At 59.7% G+C, this 22000-nt stretch carries 18 protein-coding genes; 11 read left to right on the top strand and 7 right to left on the bottom strand.

Annotated features, from left to right (window positions below; genetic code table 11):
- Positions 1-158: 158 nt before the first annotated feature.
- The 5 genes from ACP7D9_RS22975 (at position 159) to ACP7D9_RS22955 (ending at position 6037) form a co-directional block, all read left to right on the top strand.
- Positions 159-434, top strand: a complete 276-nt coding sequence (locus ACP7D9_RS22975; RefSeq protein ID WP_101159070.1) for a hypothetical protein — start codon at positions 159-161, stop codon at positions 432-434.
- Positions 435-471: 37 nt separating this feature from the next.
- Positions 472-2121 (top strand): malate dehydrogenase (quinone), encoded by a 1650-nt coding sequence (gene mqo, locus ACP7D9_RS22970; protein ID WP_426159695.1) that lies wholly within the window; start codon positions 472-474, stop codon positions 2119-2121.
- Between the two features lie 184 nt (positions 2122-2305).
- Entirely contained in the window at positions 2306-2911 is a 606-nt protein-coding gene (locus tag ACP7D9_RS22965) for a biliverdin-producing heme oxygenase (protein WP_426159694.1), read from the top strand.
- The gene (locus ACP7D9_RS22960; protein ID WP_426159693.1) at positions 2908-5145 is read left to right on the top strand and encodes an ATP-binding protein; all 2238 of its coding nucleotides are present in this window, start codon (positions 2908-2910) and stop codon (positions 5143-5145) included. Before ACP7D9_RS22965 ends, ACP7D9_RS22960 begins: the two co-directional genes overlap by 4 nt.
- A 304-nt stretch (positions 5146-5449) precedes the next feature.
- The gene (locus ACP7D9_RS22955; RefSeq protein ID WP_101159066.1) at positions 5450-6037 is read left to right on the top strand and encodes a LysE family translocator; all 588 of its coding nucleotides are present in this window, start codon (positions 5450-5452) and stop codon (positions 6035-6037) included.
- 127 nt (positions 6038-6164) lie between these two features.
- On the opposite strand, the gene ACP7D9_RS22950 is transcribed toward ACP7D9_RS22955, so the two are convergent.
- Both ACP7D9_RS22950 and ACP7D9_RS22945 read right to left on the bottom strand, forming a co-directional pair.
- Complete coding sequence (locus ACP7D9_RS22950) at positions 6165-6998, bottom strand: AraC family transcriptional regulator (protein WP_313002603.1); 834 nt, start codon at positions 6996-6998, stop codon at positions 6165-6167.
- Between the two features lie 34 nt (positions 6999-7032).
- Entirely contained in the window at positions 7033-7536 is a 504-nt protein-coding gene (locus ACP7D9_RS22945; protein ID WP_426159692.1) for a VOC family protein, read from the bottom strand.
- 199 nt (positions 7537-7735) lie between these two features.
- On the opposite strand from ACP7D9_RS22945, the gene ACP7D9_RS22940 reads away from it, so the two are divergent.
- The 5 genes from ACP7D9_RS22940 (at position 7736) to ACP7D9_RS22920 (ending at position 12793) form a co-directional block, all read left to right on the top strand.
- Positions 7736-8128: a GFA family protein gene (locus ACP7D9_RS22940; RefSeq protein WP_426159691.1), complete on the top strand. Its 393-nt coding sequence runs from the start codon at positions 7736-7738 to the stop codon at positions 8126-8128.
- A 428-nt stretch (positions 8129-8556) separates the two neighbouring features.
- Positions 8557-9012 carry a (2Fe-2S)-binding protein gene (locus tag ACP7D9_RS22935; RefSeq protein ID WP_101159063.1) on the top strand — a complete coding sequence of 152 codons (456 nt, stop codon included), beginning with the start codon at positions 8557-8559 and terminating at the stop codon, positions 9010-9012.
- A gap of 21 nt (positions 9013-9033) precedes the next feature.
- Positions 9034-11196, top strand: coding sequence for a molybdopterin cofactor-binding domain-containing protein (locus tag ACP7D9_RS22930; protein ID WP_426159690.1), 2163 nt, complete (start codon positions 9034-9036; stop codon positions 11194-11196).
- A gap of 1 nt (position 11197) precedes the next feature.
- On the top strand, positions 11198-11776 hold the full coding sequence (locus tag ACP7D9_RS22925; protein WP_426159689.1) for a hypothetical protein: 579 nt from the start codon (positions 11198-11200) through the stop codon (positions 11774-11776).
- Between the two features lie 54 nt (positions 11777-11830).
- Positions 11831-12793 carry a sensor domain-containing diguanylate cyclase gene (locus ACP7D9_RS22920; protein WP_101159061.1) on the top strand — a complete coding sequence of 321 codons (963 nt, stop codon included), beginning with the start codon at positions 11831-11833 and terminating at the stop codon, positions 12791-12793.
- A gap of 163 nt (positions 12794-12956) precedes the next feature.
- Here the strand turns inward: ACP7D9_RS22920 and ACP7D9_RS22915 are convergent, their stop codons facing one another.
- Together ACP7D9_RS22915 and ACP7D9_RS22910 are read right to left on the bottom strand one after the other, a co-directional pair.
- Entirely contained in the window at positions 12957-16079 is a 3123-nt protein-coding gene (locus tag ACP7D9_RS22915; protein ID WP_426159688.1) for a hypothetical protein, read from the bottom strand.
- Positions 16080-16180: 101 nt separating this feature from the next.
- Positions 16181-16969 (bottom strand): hypothetical protein, encoded by a 789-nt coding sequence (locus ACP7D9_RS22910; protein ID WP_426159687.1) that lies wholly within the window; start codon positions 16967-16969, stop codon positions 16181-16183.
- A gap of 382 nt (positions 16970-17351) precedes the next feature.
- On the opposite strand from ACP7D9_RS22910, the gene ACP7D9_RS22905 reads away from it, so the two are divergent.
- Positions 17352-18500, top strand: coding sequence for a hypothetical protein (locus tag ACP7D9_RS22905; protein WP_426159686.1), 1149 nt, complete (start codon positions 17352-17354; stop codon positions 18498-18500).
- A gap of 54 nt (positions 18501-18554) precedes the next feature.
- Here the strand turns inward: ACP7D9_RS22905 and fabI are convergent, their stop codons facing one another.
- From fabI to ACP7D9_RS22890, 3 genes are read right to left on the bottom strand one after another with little or no spacing between them, the layout of a single operon-like run.
- Positions 18555-19349: an enoyl-ACP reductase FabI gene (gene fabI, locus ACP7D9_RS22900; protein WP_007906751.1), complete on the bottom strand. Its 795-nt coding sequence runs from the start codon at positions 19347-19349 to the stop codon at positions 18555-18557.
- Positions 19350-19368: 19 nt separating this feature from the next.
- Positions 19369-20979 carry an ABC transporter ATP-binding protein gene (locus tag ACP7D9_RS22895; protein ID WP_426159685.1) on the bottom strand — a complete coding sequence of 537 codons (1611 nt, stop codon included), beginning with the start codon at positions 20977-20979 and terminating at the stop codon, positions 19369-19371.
- A gap of 1 nt (position 20980) precedes the next feature.
- On the bottom strand, positions 20981-22000 hold the full coding sequence (locus tag ACP7D9_RS22890) for an ABC transporter permease (protein ID WP_277758229.1): 1020 nt from the start codon (positions 21998-22000) through the stop codon (positions 20981-20983).

Genomic DNA, 22000 nt, shown 5'->3' with positions numbered 1-22000 from the left:
GCGCTGCTCGAGCGACTGTTTCTCATGGGAACCACGCGGGGCAGCGGTGGTTCACGCCAGGCGACCAATGTCGCGAATGCACCGTTGGTCTTTTCCATCGCACTTGAAAGGCCAGCGGTTTTCCAAAAAAGTCCCAACAACGTGATCTGGAGGCAGACATGAACAACCCGTCCAGCAACGACAAGTCGCTCAACGAAACCGTCAATCCCAACGACGACGGCTTCGTCATCGGGACTGCCGGGCGCGATGAAGACCCGAACGCCACCACCGATTGGGACGTCAGCCGTGACAACGAAGATGTCATGACCCCCGACGATACCCGCGGTCTGCCCGGTTATCCCGGCGCCGAAAAAAGCAACCCGTCGCCAGCCGTACCCGACAGTAGCGTGCCGGCCAACGGTGATCCTTCCGTGCAGAACGACAGCGCCGACTAAAATGGCTTCATCGCCGACAGAGCCCAAGGAGGCCTTCATGAATCATCCGATGCGCAAATGCGCACTGGTCGCCTTGACCCTCTCGGTCGGCATTGGCCAGGCGTACGCCGAACAAACCCAAAGGGTCGACGTGATGCTGGTTGGCGGCGGCATCATGAGTTCGACACTGGCGGTGTGGCTCAGTGAGCTGGAGCCGGGTTGGTCGATGGAAATGGTCGAACGCCTTGACCAGGTCGCCGAGGAAAGCTCCAACGGCTGGAACAACGCCGGCACCGGTCATTCGGCGCTCGCCGAACTCAACTACACACCGGAAAAGGACGGTAAGGTCGACATCACCAAGGCTGTCGAGATCAACGAGGCGTTCCAGATCACCCGGCAGTTCCTCGCCTGGCAGGTCAAAACCGGGGTGCTGAAGAATCCGCGCTCGTTCATCAACTCCACGCCGCACATGAGTTTTGTCTGGGGTGACGACAACATCCGTTTCCTGAAGAAACGCTACGAGGCGCTGCAGGCCAGCCCGTTGTTCAGGCCGATGCAGTATTCCGAAGACCCGGAACAGATCAGGCAATGGGTGCCGCTGATGATGGAAGGGCGCGACCCGGCGCAGAAAATCGCCGCCACCTGGACGCCGATCGGCACCGACGTGAATTTCGGCGAGATCACCCGGCAGTTCGTCAGCCATCTGCAAAGCCGCGATAACTTCAACCTCAAGCTGTCCACGGAAGTGCGCGACATTACGCGCAACGATGATGGTTCGTGGCACGTTGAGTACAAGAACCTCAAGGACGGCACCACGGCCGCCACCGACGCCAGATTCCTGTTTATCGGCGCGGGCGGGGCGGCGTTGCCGCTGCTGCAGAAGTCCGGTATCGAGGAAGCGAAAGACTACGCCGGGTTCCCGGTGGGCGGTTCGTTTCTGGTCACCGACAACCCCGAGGTCGCGCAGCGGCACATGGCCAAGGCGTATGGCATCGCCTCGACCGGCGCGCCGCCGATGTCGGTGCCGCACCTCGATACGCGGGTGCTCGATGGCAAACGGGTGATTCTGTTTGGGCCGTTCGCGACGTTCTCAACCAAGTTTCTCAAGGAAGGCTCCTATTTCGATCTGCCGGCCAGTACGACATTGCACAACCTTTGGCCGATGGTTCGGGTCGGTGTGCGCGAGTTCGATCTGGTGCAATACCTCGCCGGCCAGTTGATGCAGTCCGATGACGACCGTTTCGAGGCGCTGCGCACCTACTTCCCGCACGCGAAGAAAGAAGAGTGGCGGCTGTGGCAGGCCGGCCAGCGCGTGCAGATCATCAAGAAGGATGAGCAGCAGGGTGGAGTGCTCAAGCTCGGTACCGAAGTGGTCGCATCCAGGGATGGCAGCATTGCCGGGCTGCTCGGCGCGTCGCCGGGGGCCTCGACCGCCGCGCCGATCATGCTTGATCTGATGGGCAAGGTGTTCAAGGACAAACTGGCCTCGGCGCCGTGGCAGGACAAGCTGCGCCAGATCGTGCCCAGTTATGGCACGCGCCTGAACGAGCATCCGGACAAGGTCATGGAGGAGTGGCGCTACTCCAGCGAAGTGCTGCAACTCACGCCGCCACCGGGCATCGATCAGGCCCCGGCGCAAAACCCGCCGGGCAATATCGACGCCGTGCAGCAGAAGAATCTGGACAGCGATCCCGATCTCAAGCCCTGAGATTGGCAGACGTGGCGCGGGTCGAACTTTTTTGATCCGGCGCCACTCTCAACGTGTCATAGGGTCGCGGTTCGGCAGAAATAATCGTCCCGGCAGGCAGAAACGCTGTCTGTCGTGATAAATTCCTCCCCACGTCGAGCCCACCCAGAATGGCCCCTGCCGGGTCCCACCAAGAGCGATCTACATGCAAGCAAAGGCCCGTGAGGTTTATGTGCCACCGGTGCTGCAGGATCTGCGGGCCGGCACAGCCGAACTGCACATCGCACTGGAAAAACGCCTTCCTTTTTTCTCCGACACCCTTGATACCCTCGCTTTTGAGCGCTTGATGGCGGCCTATTATGGTTTTTATCAGCCGCTGGAACGGGCGTTGCTGGCCAGCGGCGTAGTCCCGGACGATTTCAATCTGACGCCTCGCTTGAAGGCTGAGACCTTGCACGCCGACCTGCGCGCGCTGGGCGCGACCGCCAATGATTTGCCGCTGTGCGAGGACTTGCCGGTAATCGACTCCAGCGCCGCCAGCCTTGGGGTCTTGTACGTGCTTGAAGGCGCGACCCTCGGCGGGCAGATTCTGCGCCGAGAGATCGCCGCGCGGCTGAATCTGGATGCCGGAAACGGCGCCGCGTTCCTTGATGTCTACGGCGCGGCCACCGGGCGGCGCTGGCGCGAGTTCATCGAATACCTGAGCAACCGGGCCATGGATGTCAGCGAGCGCGCGGCCGTGGTCAGCGCTGCACAAACCACATTCAGCTGTTTCGAGCAGTGGCTCGAACGCCAGGAGGTACTGGCATGAACCTGCAAGACCAACAAGCCTTTGAAGAACTGCTGGCCAATTGTGCCGACGAGCCGATCCGCTTTCCCGGCGCGATTCAACCACATGGCTTGCTGCTGACCCTGACCGAGCCTGCGTTGCAGATCATCCAGGTCAGCGCCAATGTCGAAACCCTGCTGGCCCGCGCGCCCGAATCGCTGATCGGCCAGCCGCTGCACAGCCTGATCGGTGTTGAACACACCGCGCAAGTGCTCGAAGCCCTGCAGCAGGCGACGTTCTCCGAGGCGGCGCCGCTGCGTTTCGAACTCAACGGCACCGCGTTTGAAGGTTTGCTGCACCGGCATCAGGGTGTGCTGATTCTTGAGCTTGAGATCCACGTGAAAAATTTCGAGCCGCGCAATGTCGCCGGGGTCAAGACCCACCTGGGGCGCATGCTCCAGCGCCTGCAAGCGGCGACCACGCTGCAGGCCCTGTACGACACCAGTGTCAAGGAAATCCAGGCAATGACCGGTTACGACCGGGTGCTGATTTATCGCTTCGAGGAGGAGGGCCACGGTCAGGTCATCGCCGAAGCGTCCGATCCGTCGATGGAAGTGTTCAACGGCCTGTTCTTTCCGGCCTCGGACATCCCCGAGCAGGCGCGCGAGCTGTATCGCACCAACTGGCTGCGGATCATCCCCAACGCCGACTATCAGCCGGTGCCGCTGGTGCCGAAATTGCGCCCCGACACGCAGACGCCGCTGGACTTGAGTTTCGCCACGCTGCGCAGCGTCTCGCCGATTCACTGCCAATACATGAAGAACATGGGCGTGCTGTCGTCGATGAGCATTTCCCTGCTCAAGGGCGACAAGCTCTGGGGCTTGATCAGCTGCGGCAACCGCCAGCCGCTGCACGTGCCGCATGAATTGCGCATGGCCTGCCAGACCATCGGCCAGGTGCTGTCGCTGCAGATCAGTGCGATGGAAACCCTTGAGCTGACCCGTCAGCGCGAAGAAAAGGTCGAGGCGCTGGCATTGCTCAATCAGGCGATGATCGATTCGCCGCAGAACGTGTTCGACGGCCTCGCTCAGCAGCCGGCGACGCTGATGGCGCTTGTCAATGCCGGCGGCATCGCGATCATCGAAGACAAGCAATTGCACCGTTACGGCAACTGCCCCGAGCCGGAAGCGATCCGTGCATTGCACAAATGGCTGCAGGCGCGCGGCGAGCCGGTGTTTGCCAGTCATCACCTGTCCAGCGCCTACCCGCCAGCCGCGCATTACCAGTCGGTTGCCAGCGGTGTGCTCGCCATGAGCCTGCCCAAACCGGTGGACAACGGCGTGTTGTGGTTCCGTCCGGAAGCGAAGGAAAACATCAACTGGAGCGGCGACCCGCGCAAACCGCTGGACCTGGAAAACTCCGACGCGGGCCTGCGCCTGCGTCCGCGCACCTCGTTCGAGATCTGGAAAGTCGAGATGGCCGGGATTTCCACCAAGTGGAGCCACGGTGATCTGTTCGCCGCCAACGACCTGCGTCGTTCGGCGCTGGAAAACGACCTGGCCCGCCAGGTGCGCCGTGAGCAGGAGGCCGTGCGTGCGCGCGACGAACTGGTGGCGGTGGTTTCCCATGATCTGCGCAACCCGATGACGGTGATTTCGATGCTCTGCGGCATGATGCAGAAGGCCTTCAGTTCCGAAGGCGCGCACACCTCGCGGCGCATTTCGACGGCGATCGACACCATGCAACAAGCCACGACGCGGATGAACACGCTGCTGGAAGACCTGCTCGATACCTCGAAAATCGACGCCGGGCGCTATTCGATCACCCCGCAAGCGCTGGACGTCGGGCTTATCTTCGAAGAGGCGCAGTCGCTGCTGTCGCCGCTGGCCCATGACAAGGACATCAGCATTTCATTCCAGGCTGATCCTGATTTGCGCATCCACGCCGACCCAGAGCGGCTGTTTCAAGTGCTGTCGAACCTGGTCGGCAACGCGATCAAATTCACCCCGCGCATGGGCACGGTGGGCGTGCACGCCAAATCGGTGGGCGATGAAATTGTCTTTATCGTGCGTGACAGCGGCGAAGGCATTCCCAAAGAGCACTTGCCGCATGTGTTCGATCGCTACTGGACTGTGAAGGAAGGCAACCCGACCGGTACGGGCCTGGGTTTGTACATCACCCAAGGTATCGTCGAAGCTCACGGCGGACAGATCGTCGCCGAGAGCGAGCCGGGGCAGGGCAGCGAATTCCGCTTCACCGTGCCGCGTCTGGCCTGAGTGCTTCTGTGGGAGCGGGCTTGCTCGCGAAGGCGTCAGCCCAGCCAACACCGGGCTGACTGATCCGCTGCTTTCGCGAGCAAGCTCGCTCCCACAGGTTTTGCGGTAGGCCCGAGATTGCATTTCACACACAACCCGGTGGGAGCGGGCTTGCTCGCGAAGGCGTCAGCCCCAGCCAACATTGGGTTGATTGACACACCGCTTTCGCTAGAGGATTCGCATCCTCAGGGGCATTTTCTTCAATACCGCAACCCCGCCGCTCGCTACCGTAGCCACCTTGTTCCTCGTTTGAAGCAGGTGTGCAATGAGTCTGATTCTTTCCATGGCGGCGTTTGCCCTGGCCGCATCCATCACCCCCGGTCCGGTCAATATCGTCGCGTTGAGTTCCGGCGCGCAGTACGGTTTTCGCGCCAGCCAACGGCACGTGGCCGGGGCGACGCTGGGGTTTGTGCTGTTGCTGGTGCTCATGGGCCTGGGCCTGCATGAAGTGCTGCAACTGTGGCCGTTCATGACGCGCGTGGTGCAATGGGCCGGGGTGGCGTTCCTGCTGTTCATGGCCTGGAAACTGGCCAGCGATGACGGCCAGTTGCATGCCAGCGAGTCCGGCCGCGCGCCGTCGATGCTCTACGGCGCGGTGATGCAATGGCTCAATCCCAAGGCCTGGCTGGCGTGCGTAGCCGGCATGGGCGCGTTTGTCGCCGACGGCGAGGCGCGGCTGGTCTGGCAATTTGCGGCGGTGTATCTGGTGATCTGCTATCTGTCGGTGGGCTGCTGGGCCTATGCCGGAACGTTTTTGCGCGGCTATCTGAGCAACGCGGCGGGGATGCGCTGGTTCAATCGGGTAATGGCGTTGCTGCTGGCGGTGAGTGCGGGTTATCTGCTGATCACCTGATTTTCTGTAGGAGCTGACGAGTGCAACGAGGCTGCGATCTTTTGACTTTGCTTTTTACGATCAAAAGATCGCAGCCTCGTTGCACTCGTCAGCTCCTACAGGGGGTTGCATGTGCGGGAGATAAAACTCAGCCGCGATACTGCCCCGGCGTCGCCGCCAGATGTTGTTTGAATGCCCGCTGGAAATGCGCCTGATCGGCAAACCCGGCCTCCAACGCCACATCGGCAATCAACCGCCCGTTGCGCAAGCGCTCGCGAGCGAACTGGATGCGCTGGTTGACCACGAAGGCATGTGGCGTCATCCCGTAACGCTGCTTGAATGCGCGAATCAGGTACGACGGCGACAGCTGCGCCGCCGCACAGATTGCCTCGAGGCTCAGCACCTCGGTGCAATGTTCACGGATGAAATCAGCGGCGCGTTGCAGCTTGAAATTCGGTTCACGTATTGGCTGATCAGCGGGATTCAGACGCAGCTGCAAATCACTGAAAAACTCCACCGCCGCGCTCTGTTTCGCCAGCACCTCGAACTGATCGTCAACCAGAACCTCATACAACCCTATCAACCTGGCGAACAATTCGGCATCGGTCAGATGCGTGTCGGAAAAACGTCGGAATTCCAGCTCCGCCGCAAACCCCAATTGATGCTGCAAATCTGTCAGCCACGGCGTTTCGACATACAACATCACGTACGACCACGGCTGATCATCGATCGGGTTGCAGGCATGCACATCGCCGGGATTCATCAGCACCACGGTGCCGGACGCCACTTGATACTGCGCTTGCTCATGCACATAAGTGCTGCGCCCGGCGGTGATCGCACCGATGGAAAAGTGCGCGTGGGAGTGCCGCGCATAACAGACCTCGCGACCGTCAGCGATGGCCCGCGCTTCGATGAAGGGCAGGCCGTCGTCGCGCCAGAAGCGCGGGGCTTTCTCGGGGTTTTTCGCAGCGGCGTGTTTCATCGTGATCATCCCGGCAGGTCAGCGCCCGAGTGTATTAGCTCTGGCCGTCGAATGCCCGTTGCAGTGCAGCGACATCGAGCTTTTTCATCTGAAACATCGCCTGCATTGCCCGCTGCGACTTGCGCGTGTCCGGGTCTTGCAACATTTGCAGAAGGCCGACATGGACGACCTGCCACGACACGCCGAACTTGTCCTTGAGCCAGCCGCATTGCTGCGCTTCGACCGGGCCGCCGGCCGACAGATTGCCCCAGAAGTGGTCGATTTCCTCTTGATTCTGGCAATTGACCTGGAACGAAATCGCCTCGTTGAAGGTGAACACCGGCCCTCCGTTAAGGGCGGTAAACGACTGGCCGTCGAGCTCGAAACTGACGGTCATCACCGTACCCTCCGACTGCCCGTGAAATTCCTGCCCGACCTTGCTGTAGTGGGTCAGGGCGGTGATTTTCGCATGATCAAAGATCGAACAATAAAATGCCGCAGCGGCCTCGGCCTGATCATCGAACCACAGGCACGGCGTGAGTTTCTGAACGCGTTGCATGGCAATCATCCTCTGCAGGTTGCAGGCTGGATGATCAGCGTAGTCAGTCCGCGAATGGATTGCGGTGCCGTAGATCGGCCCGAACAGGTCTGCTCGAAGAAATATCGCAAGCTGCAGTAGGCTGCGTGGCGTAGCACTGAGGGTGTTTTTAAACGCGATCTGGCGATTGTGTTTATCAAAATCGCAAAGGAGATAAACCGTGACGACATTTACCGGCGGATGTTTATGCGGCGATGTCCGTTTTCAAGCGAGTGGCGAGCCTTACCGAGTCGGCGTCTGCCATTGCCTCGACTGCCGCAAAGTCCATGGGGCGCTGTTTCATGCCTCGGCGATTTTTCCTGAAGATGCGCTGACAATCAGCGGCGAAACCCATGAGTACCAAGGGCGGCACTTTTGCCCGCACTGTGGCTCATCGGTATTCAACCGTAGTGGCGACGAGGTCGAGGTGAACCTCGGCTCGCTGGATGCGACCGATCAGTTGAAGCCGACTTATGAGAGTTGGACGGTACGCCGCGAATCGTGGCTGCCGGATTTTCCGCTGGCTGGGCATTACCGGGGGGATCGTGAAGGTAAGGGGCGGCAAGAGGATTAGAAAACTCATCGCGGTCCTGAACATCCCGACGCGTCCCGGTAGGAGTAATCCTGCTCGCGAAAGCGGTGTGTCAGTCACAGCTGAGCTGACTGAACAGACGCCTTCGCGAGCAAGCCCGCTCCCACAGGTTTCACCGATGTTCACGATCCATGCGTCGACCGTCAGTCCTTGTGGGAGTAATCCTGCTCGCTCCCACAGGTTTCACCGATGTTCACAGTCCTTGGATCCACCTCTGGACCATGTGGGAGCGGGCTTGCTCGCGAAGGCGTCGTTTCAGACAACGCGAGGCCTTTGCATGACCGCTGGTCACAACGTCTCGCTTGCTGCGCAATTTAGGCTTTGCTGAAAGGGATAAGCGCGGGCGTCCGTAGGTTTTGGGACCACAGCGACACCCCTTCGCAACACCGTGAGTCTGAGGAAATCACCCGATGCTGACCCTGAATATCAATGGCAAGGATCAGGAGCTCGATGTCCCCGCGGACATGCCGCTGCTCTGGGTTCTGCGCGATGTCGCGCACCTGACCGGGACGAAGTTCGGCTGTGGCATGGCCCAGTGTGGCGCCTGTACCGTGCACATTGACGGGGCGCCATTACGTTCCTGCATCACCCCGGCCACGGCCGTCGCCCACGGGCAGAAAATTCTTACCATCGAAGGCTTGTCCACCGATGGCTCGCACCCGGTACAGCAAGCCTGGGCCGAACTCGATGTGGTGCAGTGCGGTTACTGCCAGTCCGGGCAGATCATGTCCGCCGCCGCGTTGCTGGCGAAAATCCCCAACCCCACCGACAGCGATATCGATCAGGCGCTCTCCGGCAACATTTGCCGCTGCGGCACCTATCCGCGCATTCGCGCAGCGGTCAAACGCGCCGCCGACATCGGCTGATTTTTCTGGGGGAGATAGGCGATGAACAGTCCGCTAACGCGTCGGGGTTTTCTCAAAGGCAGCGCCGTGGTGGGCGGCGGTCTGATGGTGGCGTTTGTGGTCCCTGGGGCCAATCGCTTTGCCAGGGCGGCAGAGAACGAAAACAAGACGTTCGCACCCAACGCGTTCCTGCGCATCGCGGCGGACAACAGCGTCACCGTGCTGCTCGGCCATTCGGAAATGGGCCAGGGCATCTGGACCGGCCTGACCATGCTCATTGCCGAAGAGCTGGACGCCGACTGGTCGAACATCCGCGTCGAGCACTCGCCAGCCTCGGCGGCCGACTACGGCTTGCCGGCGTTTGGCGGCATGCAGATCACCGGCGGCTCGACGTCGACCTGGATGGAGTTCGACCGTTATCGACTGGCCGGGGCGACGGCGCGGCAGATGCTGGTGGAAGCTGCCGCGAAACGCTTCGACGTCGCGCTGTCGACGATTCGCACCGAATCCGGCGTGGTGATCGCCGGGGACCAGCGCGCGACTTACGGCGAACTGGCCGATGCCGCCAGGCAGCTGCCGGTACCAGACCCAAAAACCATCACCTTCAAGGAAGCCAAGGACTGGAAAGTCATCGGAAAACCAACCAAACGCCTCGACACCCCGGAAAAAATCACCGGTCGTGCCAAGTTCGGCATGGATGTGCAATTCGAAGGCTTGATGACCGCCATGGTCGCCCGTGCGCCGGTGTTTGGCGCCACGGTCAAATCCTTTGAAGGCGCCGCAGCGCTGGCCATTCCCGGCGTGCACAAAGTGCTGCAGGTGCCCAGCGGAGTAGCGGTGGTGGCCGAGCATTTCTGGGCAGCGAAACTGGGGCGTGATGCTCTGAAGGTCGATTGGGATCTCGGGCCGCTGGCCGACATGAGCAGCGAAAAACTGCTGGAGAGTTTCCGCAAACTGGCGGCGACGCCGGGCACTTCTGCCACTCAGGCTGGGGACGCCAAAGCCAATTTCGCCAAGGCTACGAAGAAGATCGACGTCGAGTACAGCGTGCCGTATCTGGCCCACGCGCCGATGGAACCGCTCAATTGCACGGTGAAGATCAGTGCCGGCAAATGCGAGATCTGGACCGGCACGCAGTTTCAGACGCTGGACCAAATGGTCGCCAGCAAGATCACCGGCCTCAAGCCCGAGCAGGTCGAGATTCACACCGAATTCCTTGGCGGTGGCTTCGGTCGCCGTGCCAATCCGACATCGGATTTCGTCGCCGAAGCCGTGCAAGTCGCAAAAGCAGCGGGCCTGCCGGTAAAAACCGTGTGGGCACGTGAAGACGACATTCGCGGCGGTTATTACCGCTCGATGTACTTGCACAAGGCCCAGGTCGGGCTGGGCGCTGACGGCTTGCCGATGAGCTGGCAGCATGTGCTGGTGGGGCAGTCGATCATGGCCGGGACGATGCTCGAGGCAGCGATGGTCAAGAACGGCATCGATGCCACCTCGGTCGAAGGCGTGGCCGACAGCCCCTACATCAAGGATCTGCCTCATCATCAAGTCGACCTGCATTCGCCGCAGACCGGCATCAATGTGTTGTGGCTGCGTTCGGTCGGCCACACCCACACGGGTTTCGTCATGGAATCGCTGATCGATGAACTGGCGACGGCGGCGGGCAAGGATCCGGTGGAGTACCGGCGAACGTTGCTCAAGGCGCACCCGCGCCATCTCGGCGTGCTCAATCTGGCGGTGGAGAAGGCCAATTGGGGCGCACCGCTACCCGACGGACATGCCCTCGGTGTGGCGGTGCACGAGTCGTTCGGCAGCTACGTGGCTCAGGTTGCCGAGGTGTCGCAGGACAATCTGGCGATCCGTGTGCATCGGGTGGTCTGCGCCGTGGACTGCGGCATTGCAGTCAACCCGCAGAGCATTACCGCGCAGATGGAATCATGCATCACCTTCGGCCTCGGCATGGCGCTGCACAGCAAGCTCACCGTGAAGGACGGCGGCGTGATGCAGTCCAACTATCACGATTATCAGGTGTTGCGGCTCAACGAAATGCCGGCGGTGGAAGTGCATATCGTCCCCAGCACAGAAAAGCCCGGAGGCATCGGCGAGCCCGGCGTACCGCCAACCGCGCCGGCCGTGGCCAATGCGGTGTTCGCCCTGACCGGGCAACGCCTGCGTGAACTGCCACTGCAACTGGCAGGGGTGTGAGATGAAACGACATCTTGTGTTGGGTACCGTCGTTTTGCTCGGTCTCGGTGGCTATGCCTCGGACCTGTTTGCCGAAGATCAGGAAGCTCTGAAAGCCTTTGGCACGGTGCAGAAAGTCTTTCAGAGCCCGCGCTGCCAAAACTGCCACATTCTCGGCGATTCGCCGCTGCAGTTCGACGCCGGCATCCCCCACGCGATGAATGTGGTGCGCGGCATGGACGGCAAGGGCGCTGCCGGTTTGCCCTGCGCGACCTGCCACGCTGAAAGCAATCCGCCGGCCAGTTACGGCCCCCATGCGCCGCCGGGCGCGCCGCACTGGAGCCTGCCGCCAGCGGCGCACAAAATGGCCTGGATCGGCCTGCCCTCGGACAAGCTGTGCGCAATGATCGCGGACCGCGCGAGCAACGGCGATCGCGATTTTGCCGCGCTGTTAAAACATGTCAGCGAAGACAAGCTGGTGCTCTGGGGCTGGAATCCCGGGGCGGGGCGCGCGCCGGTACCGGTGCCGCACGATATTTTCGTCGCGCAATTCAAGCTGTGGACCGATGCCGGTGGGCCGTGTCCGGTGGCGCAAATGTGAAGCTTCATCGATTTAGCGCTACGCTGAACACATGACTGCCTACGGAGTGTGTGCATGCTGGTGCCCGGAAAACCTGCCAACGAAGCTGCCCGTATTGATGCGCTGCACGGCCTCAACCTCGACTCGGCCCCCGAAGAGCGTTTCGATCGTCTGACACGCTTGGCCAAGCGCTTGTTCAACGTGCCGATCGCCCTGGTCACGCTGGTCGACAAGGATCGCCAGTGGTTCAAATCCTGTGTGGGGCTGGATGCTACCGAGACGTCGCGCGATGTCTCATTCTGCGGCCATGCAATTTTGCAGAACGAGCTGATGCTGGTGCCTGACGCGCTGAAAGATCTGCGCTTTCATGACAACCCGCTGGTCACCGGCGCGCCGAATATCCGTTTTTACGCCGGTTACCCGCTGACCGTGCCTGACGGTAACAAAATGGGCACGTTGTGCCTGATCGACACCCAACCCCGCAACCTTGATGACGAAGAGCGCGCCTTGTTGCGCGACCTGGCAGAGATGGCTGAGCAAGAGCTGATGGCGGTGCAGATGGCGAGCATGGACGAACTGACGCTGCTGTCCAATCGACGCGGTTTCAAGCAACTGGCTCAGCATGCACTGGACGCCTGCGCACGTTTGAACCGGCCGGCGACGCTGCTGTTTTTCGACCTCAATGACTTCAAGCAGATCAACGATTTGTACGGGCATGCCGAGGGTGACAGCGCGCTCAAGACTTTCGCCGATGTGTTGCGCATTGCCTTTCGCGAGAGCGACGTGGTCGGGCGCCTGGGCGGCGATGAGTTCGTCGCGTTGCTGACCGGCTCCAGCCACGTCGAAACCACGCGAATCATGGCACGGCTCAAGGAAATCCTTGAGGAGCGCAATGCGACGCTGCACCGCGGTTATGCGATTCGCTTCAGTGTCGGCCAGATCGAATACGATCCCAGGCGCCACGACACCGTAGACCGGTTGCTGGCCGATGCAGATGGGGCGATGTATGCGCACAAACAGGCGTTGAAGCGCTGTTGATCAAGGCCTGATCGCCAGCAGGCTGGGCTCCCACACTGTTTATCGTTTGACATCCAACCAAGGCTTACCCCAAAACCCTGTGCGAACCAGCCTGCTGGCGCTAGCGCCGTGGCCAGTCAACCTGTGAATCAACTGACCCACTGCGTCCTCAATGCGGCAGGCATCAACTTTTCGGCGGGCTCAACGTCGCGTAAAAATTCAGCCATTTCTCCTGATTGGCTTGTATATCCTTTAGCGCAGGCGCGATCAGTGCTTCTTGCAGCGCTTTGCTTTCGTGCGCGTCAAACAGGTGTCGCACAGCCGTACTGGCGATGGCGTTGACCTTGTTGGAGGCAAATGTATCGGGGACGGCGCTGCGCGACTGCACTGCCAGCGGCGCGCCTTCGATGTCGAGTCGGGTGAGCAGCGCTTCGCATTTGCTGTTGGCGACTGGCAGGGTTCCGCGCCGATAGGCTTCGGCATCGAAGGGCAGCGATTGCGCCTTTGCATCGGGGGTGGAGGGCGCGAGCCGCGCAATATCGATATCGCGCCGCAAGAAGACAGCGGATCGGCGGGTAAAGATTTCATACACCCTCGGCGTCGATCCACGCAGCAAGGCAATGATGGCAAACGGCGCGGTCTCGGTGTCCGGCTTCGAAGTCTTGGTGGTGCTTGCCGGCGCAGGCAGTTGCAGGGCAAACAACTCCAGGGCGTTGTCTTCGATATCCAGCCGTTGCGCCAATGGCAACCGGCAAAAAGCATCCTTTATGAAGGCGACATGGGCGTCTTTCATCTGTCGCAGGCGCGCGCTCAGGGCCGCACGAAACAAACTCGACACCACGCTGAGCCGGGCCAGAGGCGCTTTGACCGGCGGCAGTTGCAGTTCGGCATCGTTCGATTGCCATCCCTGCAAATCGCCGGTCAACTTGCCGGCCACATGCAACTCGCTCAGCGAGAAGTGTTTGTCACCCGACGCCGGGTTGAACAGAACCTGCTCTTCCAGATGCGGATTATCGATAAACACCTTGCGCAGATCAGCGAGTGCGACGGTCGATGGGGTGGGAAATTTCGCCAGAAAAGCCCGCTGCGAGAAACTGCGCATCCTCCGACAATGGTCGCGGAAGATACTCTCGGCACGCTTCAGCGTCGCGGCGTGGCTGTCAGGATTCTCCTCGTCTCGCTGGACCACGCCTCTGGCAACCGCCCAATCAAGAACGACCGCAGTACACACGTCACTGCGCAAGAAACGGTAGAAGTCCGCCGGGGCCGGGCCATGGGTCAGGCTGATCAATTGCGCATAGGGCATCAGGCGTGCGACGCCGGGTATGCGGTCTTCGATATACAGCACCACCTGCTTGAACCGGACCCAGCGTACGCAACTCATGTACTGAAATGAAGCGGGGATGTCGCGTATCAAAAACTCAGGGGCGATGCCCGATAACAAAAGATGGGTCGCCAGCGATTTGTTCTTTATCAGCGCGAGACCGAATTGCCGATCGATGAAACGCCGAACCTCGGCATACCGTTCGCCCCAGTAAAAACTGTCATTTACCGCTTGGCCGATGATTTGCTTTGACTGTTCGCCGGCTTTCGGATCAAGGCTGAGCAGCAGCGCTGCGAGTAACAAGCGATCGCGATTGGTGGCCAGCAGCTCCTTGGGCTGGGCGGGTCGCGCGATTTTCTCCAGTAGCTGGTTGCCCAAAGCCTGAGCGCGTTGGGTGATGAGGATGCGGCCGATCAGGTAATCGGCGTTGGCGCTGAGGCTGGCCAAAGGCAGATCGGTATCGACGCCTTCGCTCAGGTAATCAATCAGTGGCGCCGCGTCCTTGGGTAGAAATGCCTGAGTGGTGTCGATGACCTGCTGGCGTTGTTCAGCGGTAAAACGCTCGGTTTGTTTGCCGGGCTGGCCCAGCAGATACCAATGATTCATGTGGCCGGGGCGCATGTGCAGGTTGATCGGGTCCCATTTCACAAAGCCGAGGGCTTGTTCGACAGTTCCCGGCAAAGGCAGCTTATAAAAACGCAGCATTTGCCCAAGCGTGACCTTGCCGCTGGCACGAAAGGCACCCCCGGCTTCACTAGCCTTGGCCTTGAGACGGTCGCGATAGATTTTCAGACTGGCGTGTTTTTCCACCTCCGCAGTCAGGGTTATCCAGCCGTGGTCGCTGGCCGTACCGACATGACCGGTTGCGCTGAGCAACAAGGGGCTATCAGCGGGCAGGCTGTGTTTTTTCAGAATGGCTTGAAAGGCCGGACGGGCGCCGAATGTGCGCAGTTCCTGCTGACCCAGCGCCATCCACTCGGCCAGCGCCGAATCCGGATGGGGCTCGCTGAATTCCTCAAGGTCGATTGTCGCCATCGGTGACTTGTTCCAGCACAGCGCTTGCAGTCGGCGCAGGATATACCGGCCGTCTTCGATATCGGCAAAACCATGTCGATGGCTGAGAATCGGGCTGCCAGTCTGCACGTATTCGCTGACATACGGCAGCGCCGGCCAGCGGTGGTCGCGCAGGCGCTGTACCAACGCTTTGGCTAGTTCGGCATCTTCCGGGATTGGCAGCGCGTAGCGTTCAAGCAACGGGCCAAGCTTGAAACGCGGACCGCCCCGACTGGCGGAAACCGACGCGGAGGTCAGTGACACCGGGGTGTCCTCCATGCCGCGTTGTTCGAAGGGGTCGTGGGTCTTCAACACGGTTTCGAGGGTGTCGGCGATGACCTGGAAGTCCTCCAGTTGGGCATTGCGTTCCTTGAGCACGGCCGAGGTGGTGTGACCATTTTCATCAATCGCAGCGAGGCCGCTGGCCTTCAATTCAGCGACAATCACTTTCGTCTGAGCTTCGTTCTGCGGCTCGGGATAACCATAGAAAGCCAGCGCGATCTGACGTGGAAAGCGGTACAGCGGATTGGCCGATTTGCCACCGATATACGGCAGGCCCATTTCGCCGGGGTCAATACGCTGGGCAATCCACAACAGCGCCGGTGCGACCTGCCACCAGCCGGAATCATCGTCCAGAGCGAAGGTGCGTACATTCGCGGTGCCATTCGTCTGGGCTCGCGCCTCCAGAGTGGCGCCCTTGATGCGCAACGTATCCAGATCGATATGAAAGCGACTGGCCCAATCGAGAAATTCCGGGCGTTCGAGGGCCGCCCAGTACAACTCCATCCATTCGCGCAGCAAACAACCGCGCGGAACCTCCAGTGTACGTTCGGCGTCCTCGGGCTTGACGACCGGGACGGCGATCAACTCATCGATCAGGTTTTGCAGCAAGGTCTGTTGCGGTGACGCGGGTTGCACTGTGTCGTTCATTTGCGCTCTCCATGGCGGCTGACAGGCATCAAGCGCCGATTGTCGAGCGGTGGAGGGCGGGGCGGGTGGTAGTTATGTGATGCGCGAGTGCTTTAAGCTGATTATTTTTGGGTCGATGTTTCCAGGCGCGCTCCTGCGCCCTGATCGGACTGATGCATTGGATTGACTCGCACCAAAGGGCTGAGAAAGTCGATGTGATAGCCGGAGGCACCGTCACCAATAGCCAGATGAACGCCACTAATACCTTCGTTCATTTGAGAATTTACGGCGTAGTCAATGTTCGAAGCGATATTTTCATTCACGCCGATTGCGAACTCTGTCAGTTTCAATCCGCGGCTTCCAGTCGCGAGGTCAAGGAGTTTTAGCTGTTCTTCTTCATTTATTTTGAAAGAGGTAACAATGTTGTCCGTTATCGACAGTGTTGCGCCTTCTTTGGCCACTCGAGTCAGCAACCATTCAAGCGATGTTTTTAAACCTGAGGGCAATGTTGGATTAGGCTTTCGAAGTACGGTGAGTATTCCGCATATTTTGAACGTGCCGTTAACGTTGAATGGGCAGGGCTCGTGCGGGTGCATATGTGCGTAATGAACTTCAAAGAGCTCCGCTACAGACTGAACGAAGTTTCCTTCAAGGTCTTCAAAAAGAAGCGCATAAGGTTGTGCATGTGAATGAATTACCACTGCAGCATTTGCGCAGTTGCCAAACAATCGAAACTCCCGATGGGAATTGAGCATATTCAGTACGGATCGTTGCGTTTGCAGACATTGCCCAAGATTGCTGGCGAGAAGAAGTTCAAGGCTGTAGAGCGCGGCACGGGCGGTGGGGTCGAAAACCTGAGTAGCGCAGAAGATGCTTCTCTTGGTCGCCGAATTTTTCGATATTTCGAACATCGATTTAGCAGCTTCGTTACTGAAGGAAAAAACGATGCTGTTCTTGGGAAGCTTCGGGGCCGGAGGCGATTCGTTTCAGATTTTCTGTTGTAATTATTTTCATACCTGTCTCCTTTTTTATTTGCTCCCTATGGCTGGGAGTTAAAGATTAATGCATGGCTTTCGCAAGAAAATAAAGATTTTTTTTGGTTTGGTGAGACCGGTTTTTTATAGTTATGTTGGTTGTCTGCGCAAGCGGGTTATTAGTGTAGGGGATGTGTGTAGTCCCGTTCCGATAATCTATTCGACTTGACCTTGCCTGTTGTAATTGGCAGATATTTTGTAGTTAGGTTATCTACATGAATTCGGCTTTGAATTTTTGACATATAGTGAGGAGCAAATAGTGCACGTTTCGAAGAAATACCTGACGGACGAATCTGTACATCAGGCTCTGCTGCTGACTGATTTAACGGAAGAGAGCGATCCCGAACATTCTGTACGAATAATGGTTAGGGAAATTCTGCAGGGATTAGCCGCAGCGGGATGGCCTCAAGCTCAAATACAGGTCGGGCCAAGAATCGTGTCCGCTGAGGAGAATTACGGTCTGCTTGGTTACGACCCTACAGAGATCACCCTCGGCAGCGAGCATACTCGATGGGTCGACGAACATTCGCTGCTGCGCACGCAGACGACCAGTCAGATTCCAGCAGCCTTGCAACAGGCCGCAAAACTTCGTCAGCCGGGACAATGCGTCTTGTTGGCTGCACCGGGAATCACCTTCAGACGAGACAGTCGAGATCGCTGGCATTGCGCTGAGCCCCATCAGATGGATATCTGGGTGCTGGGTGATCCGGACTTGGCTTCTCATGAGCATTTGCTGCGTCTGGTCAGCGATATTTTGCGCTTGGCGGTTCCTGATAAGCCTTGGGTCTATAGCGACAGCCCGCATCACTACACTGAAGGCGGTATCGAAGTAAATGTGATCAATGATGGCGCCCCTATCGAGGTGCTGGAGTGCGGCCGTATCGCAAACTCTCTTTTACGACGTCTGCAGATAAACCCCTTGCGGCATGGGGGGCTAGCCCTTGGTATGGGCTTGGATCGGTTGATCATGTTGCGTAAAGGTATCCCTGACATTCGATTGTTGCGCGATCAGAATCCTCGCGTGCAGGCGCAAATGCACGATCTTGGGCCTTGGACTGCGGTCTCACGCTTGCCTTCGATTACGCGTGATATTTCGCTGGCCGTGATGCCGGGCTTGAGTGAGGAAATACTCACCGAACGCATGTTGCAGGCAGCGGGGGATTGCGCGGGATGGATCGAGGAGATGCGGATCAAGGGGCGGTGGTCGTATCCAGAACTGCCTGTCAAAGCCATTGAACGACTCGGCTTGTTGCCGGGGCAGGAGAACGTGCTTTTGCAGGTGGTGCTGCGCGACAGCTCGCGTTCAATTACCACGGCTGAGGCAAATGCCGTGTACGCAGACATACAGGCGGCGATGCATGAAGGCGCGCCGGGCGCGGGATATAGAATGGAATCGGCAAAATTCTGAACACCCGAGCAAAAAAAACCCGTCATTCGACGGGTTTTTTCTGGTCAGCGAAGATTACTCTTCGATGTTGCCCATGGCGGTGGTGTTGAAGCCGCCGTCCACGTACATGATTTCACCGCTGATGCCCGATGCCAGGTCGGAGCACAGGAAGGCGCCGGCGTTACCGACTTCGTCGATGGTGACGTTGCGGCGCAGCGGGGTTTGCGCTTCGTTGGCGGCCAGCATCTTGCGGAAGTTCTTGATGCCCGAGGCTGCGAGGGTGCGGATCGGGCCGGCCGATACGCAGTTGACGCGGGTGCCGTCCGGGCCCAGGGAACCGGCCAGGTAACGGACGCCGGCTTCCAGCGAAGCCTTGGCCATGCCCATCACGTTGTAGTTCGGCATGGTGCGCTCGGCGCCCAGGTACGACAGGGTCAGCAGGCTGCCGTTGCGGCCTTTCATCATTTCGCGACCGGCCTTGGCCAGGGCCACGAAGCTGTAGGCGCTGATGTCGTGAGCGATGCGGAAGCCTTCACGGGTGGTGGCTTCGGTGAAGTCGCCGTCCAGTTGGTCGCCCGGGGCGAAGCCGACGGAGTGCACGATGCAGTCCAGACCGTCCCACTTCTTGCTCAGCGCTTCGAAGACCTTGGCGATTTCTTCATCGCTGGCCACGTCGCACGGGAAGCACAGCTCAGGGCTCGAACCCCAGCCTTGTGCGAACTCTTCGACGCGACCCTTGAGTTTGTCGTTCTGATAAGTGAAGGCAAGCTCAGCGCCCTCGCGATGCATGGCGGCAGCGATGCCGGATGCGATGGACAGCTTGCTGGCGACACCGACGATCAGTACGCGCTTACCGGCGAGAAAACCCATGTGTTGCTCCTCTTTCAGGTTATTGCGCAGTGGCTGGTGCCAGAAAAGCGGCTTCCAGCAACTGCTGTGTATACGGATGTTGGGGGGCGGCAAAGATACTTTGCGCGTCTCCCTGTTCGACCACTTGGCCATGCTTGACCACCATCAGCTGGTGGCTCAGCGCTTTGACGACAGCCAGGTCATGGCTGATGAACAAATACGTCAGGTTGTACTTGGCTTGCAGTGAACGCAACAGCTCCACCACTTGCCGCTGCACCGTCCGGTCGAGCGCCGAAGTCGGCTCGTCCAGCAAGATCAGCGCCGGTTTCAGCACCAAGGCTCGGGCAATGGCGATTCGCTGCCGTTGCCCACCGGAAAATTCGTGGGGGTAGCGGTGCCGGGTTTCCGGATCCAGACCTACCTCCTTCAATGCCGCAATGATCGCCGCTTCCTGTTCGGCTGCGGTGCCCATCTTGTGTATCCGCAGGCCTTCGCCAACAATGTCATTGACGCACATGCGCGGGCTCAGGCTGCCAAACGGGTCCTGAAACACCACCTGCATCTCCCGCCGCAACGGGCGAACCTCGCTCTGCGTCAGGCAGTCTAGCTGTTTGCCTTCAAAGCGGATCGCGCCTTTGCTGCCGATCAGCCGCAAAATCGCCAGACCAAGGGTGGATTTGCCGGAACCGCTTTCGCCGACGATCCCCAGGGTCTGCCCCTGAGGCAGGCTGAAATTGATACCGTCCACTGCCTTGACGTAATCCACCGTGCGCTTGAGCAGGCCTTTCTTGATCGGGAACCAGACTTTCAGGTCCTCGACTTCGAGCAGCGGCGCACCGACTTTATTGCTCGCCGGGCCGCCGCTGGGCTCCGCGCCGAGCAATTCCCGAGTGTACGGATGCTGCGGCGAACGGAACAGCTCTGCGCACGATGCCTGTTCGACGATGCAACCGCGCTGCATGACACATACGCGATGCGCAATTCTTCGCACCAGGTTCAAATCGTGACTGATCAGTAACAGCGACATGCCCAATCGAGCCTGAAGATCCTTGAGCAAATCGAGGATTTTCAGCTGAACGGTCACGTCCAGCGCGGTGGTCGGTTCGTCGGCAATCAGCAATTCCGGCTCGTTGGCCAGGGCCATGGCGATCATCACCCGCTGACGCTGGCCTCCGGAGAGTTCGTGGGGCAGGGCCCTGAGGCGTTTGTGTGGCTCGGGAATCCCGACCATTTCCAGCAGCTCAAGGGTGCGCTTGGTCGCCACTTTGCCGCTCAGGCCCTTGTGGATGCCGAGCACCTCGTTGATCTGCTTCTCGATCGAGTGCAGTGGATTGAGCGAGGTCATCGGCTCCTGAAAAATCATCGCGATGCGGTTGCCGCGAATATGACGGATGGTCTTTTCGCTCAAATCCAGCAGGTTCTGTCCGGCGTAATTGATGCTGCCCGCCGGATGCCGCGCCATGGGGTAGGGCAGCAGCCGCAGGATCGAATGCGCAGTCACTGATTTGCCCGAGCCGGATTCGCCGACCAGTGCCAGCGTCTCGCCGCGCTTGATGTCGAAGCTCACGCCCTCGACCACACGATGCACCCGCTCGCCGACACCGAACTCGACGGCGAGGTCGCGCACTTCGATCAGATTGTCCTGATTCATTTCACTTCCTCGGGTCGAAGGCATCGCGAGCGGACTCGCCGATAAAGACCAGCAGGCTCAACATCAACGCCAGTACGGCAAACGCGCTCATGCCCAGCCACGGCGCCTGCAGGTTGGATTTGCCCTGCGCGACCAGTTCACCCAGCGATGGACTGCCGGCCGGCAAGCCGAAGCCGAGGAAATCCAGCGCGGTGAGGGTGCCGATGGCGCCGGTGAGGATGAACGGCATGAAGGTCATGGTCGAAACCATGGCGTTGGGCAGGATGTGGCGGAACATGATCGCGCCGTTCTGCATGCCCAGTGCGCGGGCGGCGCGCACGTATTCAAGGTTGCGCCCGCGCAGAAACTCGGCGCGCACCACGTCGACCAGGCTCATCCACGAAAACAGCAGCATGATCCCCAGCAACCACCAGAAATTCGGCTGGACGAAACTGGCCAGAATGATCAGCAGATACAGCACCGGCAGCCCCGACCAGATCTCGAGAAAACGCTGCCCGGCCAGATCGACCCAGCCGCCATAAAAGCCCTGAAGCGCCCCGGCAATTACACCGATGATCGAACTCAGCACGGTCAACGTCAGCGCAAACAGCACCGAAATGCGGAAGCCGTAAATCACCCGCGCCAGCACATCGCGGCCCTGATCGTCGGTGCCCAGCAGGTTGTCCGCCGAGGGCGGTGCCGGTGCCGGGACTTTCAGGTCGTAATTGATGCTCTGGTAGCTGTAGGGGATCGGTGCCCACAACACCCAGGCATCCTTGGCCTTGAGCAGTTCGCGGATGTACGGGCTCTTGTAGTTGGCTTCCAGCGGGAATTCGCCGCCAAAGGTGGTTTCCGGGTAGCGCTTGATTGCCGGGAAATACCAGTTGTTGTCGTAATGCACGGCCAGCGGCTTGTCGTTGGCGATCAGTTCGGCGCCGAGGCTTAGTCCGAACAGGATCAGAAACAGCCACAGTGACCACCAGCCACGCTTGTTGGCCTTGAACAGTTCGAAGCGGCGGCGGTTGAGAGGGGACAGGTTCAT

The sequence above is a fragment of the Pseudomonas sp. TSRC2-2 genome (assembly GCF_049897785.1).
GTDB lineage: Bacteria > Pseudomonadota > Gammaproteobacteria > Pseudomonadales > Pseudomonadaceae > Aquipseudomonas.
Note: the sequence above shows the minus strand (reverse complement) of the source record. Positions and strands in the feature narration are given on the sequence as shown.

What these genes read in the sequence shown, in the direction of transcription:
- ACP7D9_RS22975 (WP_101159070.1), top strand. Translation starts at nt 159, where the DNA reads ATGAACAACCCGTCCAGCAACGACAAGTCGCTCAACGAAACCGTCAAT.
- mqo (WP_426159695.1), top strand. Translation starts at nt 472, where the DNA reads ATGAATCATCCGATGCGCAAATGCGCACTGGTCGCCTTGACCCTCTCG.
- ACP7D9_RS22965 (WP_426159694.1), top strand. Translation starts at nt 2,306, where the DNA reads ATGCAAGCAAAGGCCCGTGAGGTTTATGTGCCACCGGTGCTGCAGGAT.
- ACP7D9_RS22960 (WP_426159693.1), top strand. Translation starts at nt 2,908, where the DNA reads ATGAACCTGCAAGACCAACAAGCCTTTGAAGAACTGCTGGCCAATTGT.
- ACP7D9_RS22955 (WP_101159066.1), top strand. Translation starts at nt 5,450, where the DNA reads ATGAGTCTGATTCTTTCCATGGCGGCGTTTGCCCTGGCCGCATCCATC.
- ACP7D9_RS22950 (WP_313002603.1), bottom strand. Translation starts at nt 6,998, where the DNA reads ATGAAACACGCCGCTGCGAAAAACCCCGAGAAAGCCCCGCGCTTCTGG.
- ACP7D9_RS22945 (WP_426159692.1), bottom strand. Translation starts at nt 7,536, where the DNA reads ATGCAACGCGTTCAGAAACTCACGCCGTGCCTGTGGTTCGATGATCAG.
- ACP7D9_RS22935 (WP_101159063.1), top strand. Translation starts at nt 8,557, where the DNA reads ATGCTGACCCTGAATATCAATGGCAAGGATCAGGAGCTCGATGTCCCC.
- ACP7D9_RS22930 (WP_426159690.1), top strand. Translation starts at nt 9,034, where the DNA reads ATGAACAGTCCGCTAACGCGTCGGGGTTTTCTCAAAGGCAGCGCCGTG.
- ACP7D9_RS22925 (WP_426159689.1), top strand. Translation starts at nt 11,198, where the DNA reads ATGAAACGACATCTTGTGTTGGGTACCGTCGTTTTGCTCGGTCTCGGT.
- ACP7D9_RS22920 (WP_101159061.1), top strand. Translation starts at nt 11,831, where the DNA reads ATGCTGGTGCCCGGAAAACCTGCCAACGAAGCTGCCCGTATTGATGCG.
- ACP7D9_RS22915 (WP_426159688.1), bottom strand. Translation starts at nt 16,079, where the DNA reads ATGAACGACACAGTGCAACCCGCGTCACCGCAACAGACCTTGCTGCAA.
- ACP7D9_RS22910 (WP_426159687.1), bottom strand. Translation starts at nt 16,969, where the DNA reads ATGTTCGAAATATCGAAAAATTCGGCGACCAAGAGAAGCATCTTCTGC.
- fabI (WP_007906751.1), bottom strand. Translation starts at nt 19,349, where the DNA reads ATGGGTTTTCTCGCCGGTAAGCGCGTACTGATCGTCGGTGTCGCCAGC.
- ACP7D9_RS22895 (WP_426159685.1), bottom strand. Translation starts at nt 20,979, where the DNA reads ATGAATCAGGACAATCTGATCGAAGTGCGCGACCTCGCCGTCGAGTTC.
- ACP7D9_RS22890 (WP_277758229.1), bottom strand. Translation starts at nt 22,000, where the DNA reads ATGAACCTGTCCCCTCTCAACCGCCGCCGCTTCGAACTGTTCAAGGCC.